10 protein-coding genes are annotated in these 10,300 nt (G+C 66.4%); 4 read left to right on the top strand and 6 right to left on the bottom strand.

Annotated elements, in window-relative coordinates; all coding sequences use genetic code 11:
- The first annotated feature begins 55 nt into the window (after positions 1 to 55).
- Positions 56 to 856 (top strand): AraC family transcriptional regulator, encoded by an 801-nt coding sequence (locus tag B9C43_RS24285; RefSeq protein ID WP_200825677.1) that lies wholly within the window; start codon positions 56 to 58, stop codon positions 854 to 856.
- Here the strand turns inward: B9C43_RS24285 and B9C43_RS24280 are convergent.
- Complete coding sequence (locus B9C43_RS24280) at positions 828 to 1,562, bottom strand: SDR family NAD(P)-dependent oxidoreductase (protein ID WP_084429366.1); 735 nt, start codon at positions 1,560 to 1,562, stop codon at positions 828 to 830. The two genes, B9C43_RS24285 and B9C43_RS24280, sit on opposite strands and share 29 nt — an antisense overlap.
- Positions 1,559 to 2,278, bottom strand: coding sequence for an NAD(P)-binding domain-containing protein (locus B9C43_RS24275; RefSeq protein WP_143446555.1), 720 nt, complete (start codon positions 2,276 to 2,278; stop codon positions 1,559 to 1,561). The genes B9C43_RS24280 and B9C43_RS24275 overlap by 4 nt, the downstream gene beginning before the upstream one ends.
- A gap of 48 nt (positions 2,279 to 2,326) precedes the next feature.
- Between B9C43_RS24275 and B9C43_RS24270 the strand changes: the two genes are divergently transcribed.
- A complete protein-coding gene (locus B9C43_RS24270) occupies positions 2,327 to 5,077 on the top strand; it encodes an ATP-binding protein (RefSeq protein ID WP_084429363.1) in 2,751 nt (916 codons plus the stop codon).
- Here B9C43_RS24270 and B9C43_RS24265 read toward each other — a convergent pair.
- From B9C43_RS24265 to B9C43_RS24250, 4 genes are read right to left on the bottom strand one after another with little or no spacing between them, the layout of a single operon-like run.
- Entirely contained in the window at positions 5,064 to 6,254 is a 1,191-nt protein-coding gene (locus B9C43_RS24265; protein ID WP_084429361.1) for an ABC transporter permease, read from the bottom strand. The two genes, B9C43_RS24270 and B9C43_RS24265, sit on opposite strands and share 14 nt — an antisense overlap.
- Positions 6,255 to 6,911, bottom strand: coding sequence for an ABC transporter ATP-binding protein (locus tag B9C43_RS24260; RefSeq protein WP_084429360.1), 657 nt, complete (start codon positions 6,909 to 6,911; stop codon positions 6,255 to 6,257).
- Positions 6,908 to 7,924 carry a peptidoglycan-binding protein gene (locus B9C43_RS24255; RefSeq protein ID WP_084429358.1) on the bottom strand — a complete coding sequence of 339 codons (1,017 nt, stop codon included), beginning with the start codon at positions 7,922 to 7,924 and terminating at the stop codon, positions 6,908 to 6,910. The genes B9C43_RS24260 and B9C43_RS24255 overlap by 4 nt, the downstream gene beginning before the upstream one ends.
- Positions 7,921 to 8,415: a hypothetical protein gene (locus tag B9C43_RS24250; protein ID WP_084429356.1), complete on the bottom strand. Its 495-nt coding sequence runs from the start codon at positions 8,413 to 8,415 to the stop codon at positions 7,921 to 7,923. The genes B9C43_RS24255 and B9C43_RS24250 overlap by 4 nt, the downstream gene beginning before the upstream one ends.
- Before the next feature lie 105 nt (positions 8,416 to 8,520).
- Here B9C43_RS24250 and B9C43_RS24245 point away from each other — a divergent pair, with 105 nt between their 5' ends.
- Complete coding sequence (locus tag B9C43_RS24245; RefSeq protein ID WP_033383305.1) at positions 8,521 to 9,174, top strand: response regulator transcription factor; 654 nt, start codon at positions 8,521 to 8,523, stop codon at positions 9,172 to 9,174.
- On the top strand, positions 9,171 to 10,295 hold the full coding sequence (locus B9C43_RS24240) for a sensor histidine kinase (RefSeq protein ID WP_084429354.1): 1,125 nt from the start codon (positions 9,171 to 9,173) through the stop codon (positions 10,293 to 10,295). Before B9C43_RS24245 ends, B9C43_RS24240 begins: the two co-directional genes overlap by 4 nt.
- The last annotated feature ends 5 nt before the right edge of the window (positions 10,296 to 10,300 follow it).

Here is a 10,300-nt window from a genome sequence, read left to right as displayed (position 1 = left end):
CGTGCGCGCCGCCATATTCGCTGGTCTTGAACGCTCGTGCGCGCACAATGGAGGTGTGGAGTGGGTTCGGTACCGGCGGCTGGCAGATCGTCCAGTAGAGGCAATGCATGCCCACTTCGAGCAGCACAGGTATCACATGCACAGCCACGACAGTTACTCGTTCGGCCTGACCGACCACGGCGCGCAAACGTTCGGCTGCCGTGGCTCCCGAAGGACCAGCGCGGCGGGCATGGTGATGGCGTTCAACCCTGACGAACCGCACGACGGCCGGGCCGAGAACGACCTTGGCTTCACGTACCGGATCATCCACATCGACCCGTCGCTGGTCAGCGAGGTGCTCTCGGACCAGGCCGGCCGCCCGGCCGGGCTGCCGCTGTTCACCGAGCCGGTGCTGTACGACCCGGTCTTGGCCGGCGCGCTGAACCGGATGTACAGCAGCCTCGCGCCGGAGGCGACGGCCCTTGCCAGGGACGAAGCACTGGCCGAGACCGTCGCCGCGATGGTCCGCCGGGCGGCGATGTCGGCACCGGCCGCCGTCACACAGCCGATGCCCAACGTCCAGCGCGCCCGTGACCTGCTCGACGAGGAGTACCTCGCGCCGTTGAGCGCCGACGACCTCGCGACCGCCGCTGGTTGCAGCCGGTTTGCCTTGTACCGCGCGTTCAAGACGACCTACGGCATGACTCCCAGCGACTACCAGCGGCAGCTTCGCCTTCGCTCCGCCCGCCGCCTGCTCCGCGCCGGTGTTGCTCCCGCCGAGGCGGCCGTCCAGTCCGGCTTCGCCGATCAGGCCCATCTGACCAGGTGGTTCCGCCGCTACTACGGCGTCACTCCTGGGACGTATCAGCGCGCGTGATCCCCTGGCCGATGCCGCCGTCGATGGTCAGCCTGGCTCCGGTCGTGAAGGTCGCGTCGAAGGCGAGGAACAACACGGCCGCGGCCACTTCCTCGACCGTGCCGTGCCGCTTCATCGGCGTGACCTCGTCGCCAAGCGCCATGAGGTCCTTGCGGTCCTTTTCGGACAGATCGGTGATGCCCATCGTCGGTGTGTCGATGAAGCCTGGACTGATCACGTTGACCCTGATTCCTCGCGGCAGCAACGCGCCCGCGATGCCTTTGGCCATGGCCCGGATCGCGCCCTTGGCGCCGGAGTAGACGGTCATCTCGTCGGTACCGCCTTCGTCGGCGACCGATGTGGTGAACACGATCGAGCCGCCATCCCGGATCAACGGAGCCAATCGCTGGGTGACGAAGAACGGTCCTTTCGTGTTCACCGCGAAGTTCTCGTCGTAGGAGGCCTCGGTGACCTGCATGAACGGTTCGAGCCGGGCGATTCCGGTGTTCACGAACAGGAAGTCGATCCGGCCGAGCTTCTCCTCGACGATCCTGCCGAGCGCCTCGATATCCTCCATGCTGGTCACGTCGCTGCGGACGACGTGCGCCGAGGTCCGCACAGCGTCGACGTTCCGGCCGGTCAGCACCACCTCGACGCCACGCTTGAGCAACGCTTCGACGACCGCGTAACCCATTCCGTGCGTGCCGCCGATCACCACGGCCTTCATCGCAGGTGTCCCGGCTGTCCCAGACCGAGATCCTCGCTGGCCTGGATGATGTTGGCGATCGCCACGGCTTGCATGTCGTCCGGGGACTGCGGGTCGCTCTGGCCCAGCGTCGGGATCGCGAACATGGTCGAGGTCAGCCACGGGATCAGCAGGGACTCCACGAAATCGCCCTTGTTCGCGCCGACCATCGCCAGCGCGTGCTGTGCTCCGGCGAACTGTCCGTACATCGCGCTGAGCAGTGCCAGATCGTAGAGCGCGGCCAGTCCCGGATCATCTCCCACGAACTTGCTCCGGCCCAGCGCGTTCAACGTGTCCTGATAATTATCAAAGACCTTCTGGGACCCGCTGTAGAGCACGATCACCTCAGGTGTGCCGATCATCTGCGGGACAGCCATGATCCCGCCATCCAGATAGTCACCTCGAGCGAATTCCCTGGCGTGCGCGGGTGTGCCGTTGGTCAGGTTGACCACGGCCTTGCCTGTCAGGTCAACGGGATCCAGAACCTCACGCGCAGCCTTGTCGTCGAGCACGCACACCACAACGACCTCGCTGGCCGAGACCGCCTCCGCCGCGGTGGGAGCATGGGTCGCGCCCTCGACGACCTTGCCTGGCGTGCGATTCCACACGGTCGTCGGGTGACCGTTGCGTACAAACGTCTTGGCCAACGTCTTGCCCATGGCACCAAGACCGATGACCGTCACTGATTGCTTACTCACGCTGTCAGCCTGCGGAAACGCGGTCTAGGTCTGGTCTAGGCTGAGTCTGTGCGGTTCGGGGTGCTCGGTCCATTGCAGGTGTGGGCGGACGGCGAACCGGTGCGCATCGCGGAGACCAAGGTCCGTGCGTTGCTGGCCGATCTCCTGGCGCACGAGGGCAAGCTGGTCACCACCGACCGGCTGATCGAGGACCTGTGGGGCGACCAGCTGCCCGCGAACCCCAAGAACACCTTGCAGACCCGCGTCTGGCAGCTGCGCAAAGCGATCGGCGCGGACCGCGTGCTCTCCCATCCGTCCGGCTACCAGCTGCGTTTCGATCCCGACGAAGTCGACATGCTCCGGTTCGAGGCCCTGGTCACCCAAGCGCGGCAGGAACCGCCCTCAGCCAAGGCACGCTTGCTGGCGGAGGCGCTGCGGCTGTGGCGGGGACCGGCTTTCGAGGATGCCGACTTCGCCCGGCCGGTGATCGAGCGGCTGGACGACCTGCGGCTGGCGGCGTTGGAGGATCAGGCGGAGGCTCGGCTTGAGCTGGGCGAAGACGTATCCCTGAGCGAGTTGGTGGCACGGCATCCGCTGCGGGAACGGTTGCGCGGCTTGCACATGCGGGCGCTCAAGCGTGCCGGGCGGCAAACCGAAGCTCTGGAGAGCTACCACCAGCTGCGTCGGTTCCTCGCCGAAGAACTCGGGGTGGATCCGAGCCCGGAACTCAACAGCGTGTACCAGTCGATTCTGGCGCAGAAGACCAACCTGCCAGCGCCAGTGTCTCCACTGATCGGGCGCGCTCACGCGATCGCCGAGACACGGGAAGCGTTGCGTGACGGTCGGTTGGTGACGTTGACAGGTCCTGGCGGCGTCGGCAAGACCCGGCTCGCCATCGAAGTCGCGCGTGGTCTGTCCTTTCCGGATAGTGTCTGGCTTGCCGACTTGACCTCGGCCACCCATGCACCCGACGTAGTGGCTCAGGTTCTCAACGTCCGCGGCCGACTGGTTGACGCACTGCGCACGAGACGGCTCCTGCTCATTCTGGACAACTGCGAGCACCTGATCGCCGAGACTGCCCACCTGGCGCAGGAGCTCCTGCATGCCGCACCCGACCTGCACATCCTCGCGACCAGCCAAGAACCCCTGGCGGTGGACGGCGAACAAGTCCTGCCGGTGGAACCGCTCGACGAGGCCAGCGCCGTCGAGCTGTTCCGGAAACGGGCTCGTCTATCCACAGTAGACCCGGATGTCCGGGCCATCTGCCGTCGGCTGGACGGAATTCCCCTGGCACTGGAACTGGCTGCGACTCGTGTGCGGGCGTTGGGTGTTCGTGAACTCGCCGCCCGGCTCGACGACCGGTTCGCCGTCCTGACCGGGGAACGGCGTGGCGCACCGGCACGGCAGCAAACCCTGCGCGCGATGATCGACTGGAGTTGGGGCCTGCTCACCCCGGACGAGCAAGTCGTGCTGCGCCGATTGTCCGTGACCGCGGGCGGTTGCACACTCGATGCCGCGATCGAACTCACCGGTGACCGGGTGGACGTCCTGGCACGCTTGGTGGATCGGTCACTCGTGGTCATGCCCCGGTACCGGCTGCTCGAGTCCGTCGCGGCCTACAGTCAGCAACGGCTGGCCGAAGCGGGCGAGCTCGACTGGATGCGGCAACGGCATCGTGCCTATTACACCGAGTTGGCCGAGGAGGCCTCGAAGCATCTCCGTGGTCACGGTCAGCAGGAGTGGCTGCAGAAGCTGGACGCCGAGTCGGCGAACTTCCGGCGTGCCCTCAACCCGCGCCTTGCGCATGCGTTGAGCTGGTACTGGTTCCTGCGTGGCCGGTTCGGCGAAGCGCAACGTGCGTTCGCGCATGACGATTCACCGACCGGACGCGCCTGGTACGCCGGGTTCACGCTCTTGATCCGCGACAGCGCGGAGCCCGAGATCCCTGATGGCGACATCGACCCGCGCGCTCGCTGGTTCCTGAGCTACGCCCAACGCGGGTTCACCGGCGGCATGGAATTCGATGAACCCCAGGACTCCTGGGACAGTGCGATCGCGTTGTACACCAAGGCGACATCCGCGTTCGCCCGCGGCGACTTCCAGACAGCGCAAGACTTGGGCAAGCAGAGCCAGGCTCTGCTTCGTGAGCTCGGCGACGGCTGGGGTCAGGTCAAGGCCGCCCAAGTGCTCGCTTTGCTGGCCGAGGTCCGTGGCGACTACCAGGAATCCGCGCGGCTGCATGAGAACACCCTGCGTCTGGCCGAAGAGTTGGGGTTGTGGACCGAAGCCTCGTACGAACTGTCCGGCCTTGGCCGAATCGCTTTGCTGCGAGGCGACTACCGGACAGCCGACGAGTTGCACACCCGGGCCGCGCGTCTGGCGTCCGAGCAATCACACCAGCGTGGAGTGCAGTTCGCGGAGGTCGGTCTTGGCCTGAGCGCGCGTCGGCAAGGCAACCTCGACGACGCCGAGACACATTTCCGCACCTGGCTCGAGTGGTGCCGCCGTTGGGGCGGCGACGCCGGAACCGCGTTGATCCTCGCCGAACTCGGCTTCATCGCCGAACAACGCGGCGCTGCCGAGACAGCGTTGGCGTTGCATGAGGAAGGGCTTGCCGTGGCGCGTGCCACCAGGGACCCGCGTGCCGTCGCCCTTGCCCTTGAAGGTCTGGCGGGTGCGCATTCCCTTGCCGGGCGGACTGCCCAAGCCGCCGAGCTGCTGGCCGAGGCCGACCAGCTCAGGCAGTCCGTTGGCGCCCCGCTACCCCCAAGTGAGCGGGGCGACGTCGACCGGATCCGCGAGCGGATCAACCAGGCGTAGCAAGGGCTTCGGTGGGCGCGAGGCGGGCAGCGCGGATCGCGGGGTAGAGCCCGGCAACCGCACCGATCAGCAACGTCGCCACCACACCGCCCGCAGTCGCCCAGGCCGGAACGACCGATGGCCACGACTGCGTCGCCGAATACAAGGTCGTCACGGCAATACCGATGATCACGCCACCCATTCCGCCGAGCCCGGACAGCAGCAGCGATTCGGCCAGGAACTGCACCCGGATCTGTCCACGGGTCGCGCCGAACGATCGGCGCAGCCCGATTTCGGCCCGCCGCTCCAGTACCGAGATGACCATCGTGTTGGCCACGCCCACGCCACCGACCAGCAGTGCGACCGCGCCCAAGCCCAGGAGCAAGCCCGTGAAGGCTTGATCGGTGGCTTCGCGAGCGGCCAGCGCGTCCGATGGCCTGGACACCTTGACCTCGCTCGGCGCCTCCGGGTTCGCCGTCGCCGCCAGCAATGCCTGTACCGCCTCGATGCTCTTGTCCTGTGCCCGCGTGTACACGGTCGTCGGATGCCCATCGAAGTCCAAATAGGACTCGGCGGCCGGCCAGCCGATCAACGCGGCCGAGTTCAGCTCGGGAGCCAGCGGCACCGGCTGCAGGATGCCGATCACCGTGAACCACTTGCCGCCGAGATAAACCTGGACGCCAGGCGCGCCGATGCCCAGGCGCCTGGCCGTCGACGCGCCAAGCACGGTCGCCGGGAAGTTCGCCGTCGCCGCGTTCAGCCAGGTTCCGTGTGCCATCTCGGCTCCCACTGTCCTCGGCAGATCCAGGTGCGCGGCTTGGACCGCGATCCCGCCGGACTGGCCTGCGGGTATCCGATCGGACCGGTATGCGTTGACGTCCGGGACTTTTCCTGTCGCGGCGACTTCGATGACGGCGTCCATCCGCCGGATCATCGCGATGGACTCATTCGGCAATGTGGCGGTGCCGCCGAACAACTTGGTGCCTGGCGCCACCGTCAGCAGGTTCGTTCCCAGCGCCGCGAGTCTGCGGTCGACTTCGGCGCGGCTTGACGACGAAATACCGACGACCGCTGTCATCGCCGCGATACCGATCGCGATGCCCAACGCTGACAGGAAAGCCCGCAGCGGCCTTGTCCGCAGTCCGGCGCCACCGACTCTCAGCACATCGCGGGGGCGCAGTCGTGCCGGAGTGAGCATTCAGACCACCGCCCCGTCACGCATCGACACTTGCCTCGGCAGGCTGGCCGCGATCTCGCGGTCGTGCGTGATCACGAGAACCGTCGTGCCCGAGACGTTCAACTCCTTGAGCAGAGCCATGACTCCCGCGCCCGACGCCGTGTCCAAGTTGCCGGTCGGTTCGTCAGCCAGCACCAACGCGGGTTCGCCAACAACCGCACGAGCAATCGCCACGCGTTGGCGTTCACCGCCGGACAGCTCGTGTGGCTTGTGGTCAAGGCGCATTCCCAAGCCGACCCTGATCAGGGCTTCTTCCGCGCGGATCCGGCGTTGGGCCAGTGGTACGCCCCTATAGAGCAGCCCGTCTGCCACGTTGTCCACCGCGGACTGACCTGGCGTGAGGTGGAACTGCTGGAACACGAACCCGATCCGGTTCGCCCGCAACGCCGACAGCTGGCGGTCCGACAGCCTCGCGACGTCCAGATCCTCGATCCGGACCGTTCCGTTCGACGGCCGGTCGAGGGTGCCGATCAGGTGCAGCATGGTCGACTTGCCCGACCCGGACGGACCGACGATCGCGACCAGCTCACCGTGTTCAATGGCCAGTGAGACGTCATTCAGCGCGGTCACGCCGCCGGGATAGGACTTCGTGACACCGTCCAACTCGACCACGATCATGACGGCATCCCCACAGTCACGCCCTCGTCCACGCCGGTGATCTCGACCCGCCCACCGGCGAAGAGGCCAGTTTGGACAGGCACAACCCTGCCGTCGGACAACTGCACGCCGTATCCGCCTTCGGGCAGCGCGAGCAACGCGGCAACCGGCACGGTCAACACGTTCTCCCGCTTCGACGCCGTGAAGATCACGTCTAGGGTCGCCTGGTCGAGTCCTTCGAACGCGTTCTCGTCGGCCGCGACCGTGACCAGGATCTTGGTCGTCGACTGGTTCTCTTGTTCCTCGACCGTTGTCGATGTGTCGACAATCTTGCCGTCGACTGTCTTGCCGTCCGGCAGTTTCACGCGCACCGGTGCGTCTTTCACCGCCAGGCGTTGGTCGGACGAGTCGAGCTTGACCTGCACGACCCGGCCCTGTGCGGTGTATGTCAGCAACGCGCCCCTGGCCTCATCGCCGACCGCGACCTTGTGGCTGTCGACCCGGATCTGCCCGGTCGCGTAGACGATCCGCCCTGGCTCAACGGTTCCGGTCTTGTCCAGGCCGAGATCGCCCTGCCACTTCTTGACCGCTGTCGCCGTGGCGGCGGTGTACTCGTCGTCGACCGTGAACCCCTTGTAGCCGAGCGCGGCCAGGTTCTGCTCGAACTGCTTGACGTCGGCGCCTTCAAGCCCGGTCGTGAGCGCGCGGTACGCGGGCAATGTCCCGTACAGCAACACAACCGGTAAGTTGTCGACGTGATAGACCGCCTTGCCTCGATCCACTATGGATCCCTTGGCGGGCAGGCTCGTCACTGTCCCGGACAGCTTGCCGTTGACGGTGACCGTGTCGCCGTAGCCGAGTTCGCCGGACTCGGTCTGTGTGTCGACCAGCGTCTGCCGGGTCACTGTGGCCGTGGCCGGTGGCAACGTGCTGCTCGCCGGTCTCGGATCCGGTGAGCCACCGAACCCCAGCCCCGCGGCGATCACGGCACCGAGCGCGAGCACGATGCCAAGCACCAGAAGAGTGCGCTTCATCCTTCGGTCCTGTCGTGCTTGCTCCCGCCCGGCCCCTTGGGCAGGAACTGCTCGCACTTCTTGTGCGCCTCTTGGAATTTGGGGTCCTTCGGGTCCATGCCAGCGCCGCCCTTGATGGCGATGCCGCCGTTCTCGTCCGGGTCGGGGAAGTCCGGGTAGCCGTTGTCACGCATGCACTGCGCCATCTTGCGGGCGGCCTCGACCATCTCCGGGCTCGCCTTCTGCGGCTCACCGCCGTTGGGCATGAACTGCTTGCACTTGGCCTCGGCCGCCTCGAGCTTCTGTTTGTCGACGCCCTCCGGCAGGCTCAACCCCATCCCGCCGCCCTCGTTGATCTGGGGGTCCGGGAACTCCGGCACGCCGTTGTCACGCATGCACTGCGAGTACTTGAAGGGCCCGTCGTCGGGTTTGCTCGCCGGCTCGGCAGGCTCCGCCGTCGCGCAGCCGACCAGACTCACGGCCAGGGCAAGGCCGGTCACGATCATCCGCATGTCGTCTCCTTTCCGTGACTGTCGAGGAGACCGGACCGCGGATTTCCTGGGCGTTGCCGAAAATGTTGACGCTGAGGAAACGTCACCAAGGGTCACTATGGAGGCATGCGGATCCTGGTGGTCGAAGACGAGCCGCTACTCGCGGACGCCGTGGCCAAGTGGCTGCGTGGTGAGGCGCATGCGGTCGACGTTGTGCACGACGGCGGTGCCGCTTTGGAGCGCTTGGGCGTACACGACTACGACGTCGTCGTGCTCGACCGTGATCTCCCGGTTGTGCACGGTGACGATGTGTGCCGGTCGCTCGCAGGCACGTCCGAGGCCCGCGTGCTGATGCTGACCGCGGCGGCAGAGATCGATGACCGCGTTGCCGGTCTTGCCATGGGAGCGGACGACTACTTGCCGAAACCGTTCGCATTCCGTGAGTTGTCGGCGCGGGTTGGCGCGCTGGGCCGCAGGTCCCGTCCAGCGGCCCCGCCGATCCTGCAGCGCGGGGACATCCTGCTCGACCCGCACCTGCGTCAGGTCTACCGCAAGGGCCGTTACGTTCCGTTGTCACGCAAGGAATTCGCGGTCCTCACGGAGTTGTTGCGAGCCGACGGCGCAGCAGTCTCGGCCGAGCACTTACTTGAGAAGGCGTGGGATGAACACGCGGATCCGTTCACCAACGCGGTCCGGATGACCATCCTGAAACTGCGCCGCAAACTCGGCGATCCGCCGGTGGTCGTAACCGAACCAGGAGTGGGGTATCGCATACCGTGAAACGACTGACCATCCGCGCCCGGCTCACCTTGGTCTACGGCGGACTCTTCCTCGCCGCGGGCATCGTATTGCTCGCCGTCACATACGCTCTTGTTTCCCAACGGCTTCCGCAAGGGACCAAAACCACCACGAGTCACGGCGAACCACCACCGCCCGGGATCGGTGGCCGGATGGAAAGCGTGATCAATGAGGTTCAGAGCGACACCATGCGCGTACTGCTGGTGCAGGGCGGGGTAGCACTCATCCTGGTCAGCGCGGTCGCCGTCGCCCTCGGCTGGCTGATCGCGGCGCGAATGCTGCAACCATTGCACCACATCACCGAGACCGCGCGGCGGATCGCGAACGCGCCGGCGGCCGACCGAGGCTTGCACGACCGGATCGCCCTTGACGGGCCGCAAGATGAGGTCAAGGAACTCGCCGACACGTTCGACGTGATGCTGGAGCACCTGGACAAGTCGTTCGACGGGCAACGCAGGTTCATCGCCAACGCCTCCCACGAATTGCGCACGCCGTTGACCTTGAACCGTGCACTGCTCGAAGTGGCCGTGCACCGAGAGCCCGCGGTCCGGCACCTCGGGGAAACGTTGCTGGAGATCAATTCCCGGCACGAGCGGCTGATCGACGGCCTGCTCCTGCTCGCCCGGTCGGAAGGCGAAGTCGGCGATCGATCCTTTGTGGACATGGCGGACATCGTCGAGCACGTGGCGAGCCAGCACCCGGCCGTCCGGGTCTCGGCGCAGGAAGCACCGACGACGGGTAATTCGGTTCTCCTCGAACGGATCGTGCAGAACCTGGTGGAGAACGGCCTGCGGTACAACGTGCCCGACGGGTGGGTCCACGTGGCCAGCACGACCCGCGACGGTCTAGCCGTGGTGACCGTGAGCAACACCGGCCCGGTCGTTCCCCGGTACGAAATTCCTGGGCTGTTCGAACCTTTCCGCCGTTTGGGCGCCGACCGATTGGCCTCACCGGGCGCAGGGCTCGGGTTGTCCATCGTGCAGGCTGTCACCCGTGCGCACGGCGGTCACGTGCATGCCGAGCCGCGGGAAGGAGGCGGCTTGATCGTTACTGTGACGCTTCCCCTGTCCCGGGAGTTGAGCCTGGTCGAGTCGGCGCCCTAAGGTGC

The sequence above is a fragment of the Kibdelosporangium aridum genome (assembly GCF_900176515.1).
Lineage (GTDB): Bacteria > Actinomycetota > Actinomycetes > Mycobacteriales > Pseudonocardiaceae > Kibdelosporangium > Kibdelosporangium aridum.
Note: the sequence above shows the minus strand (reverse complement) of the source record. Positions and strands in the feature narration are given on the sequence as shown.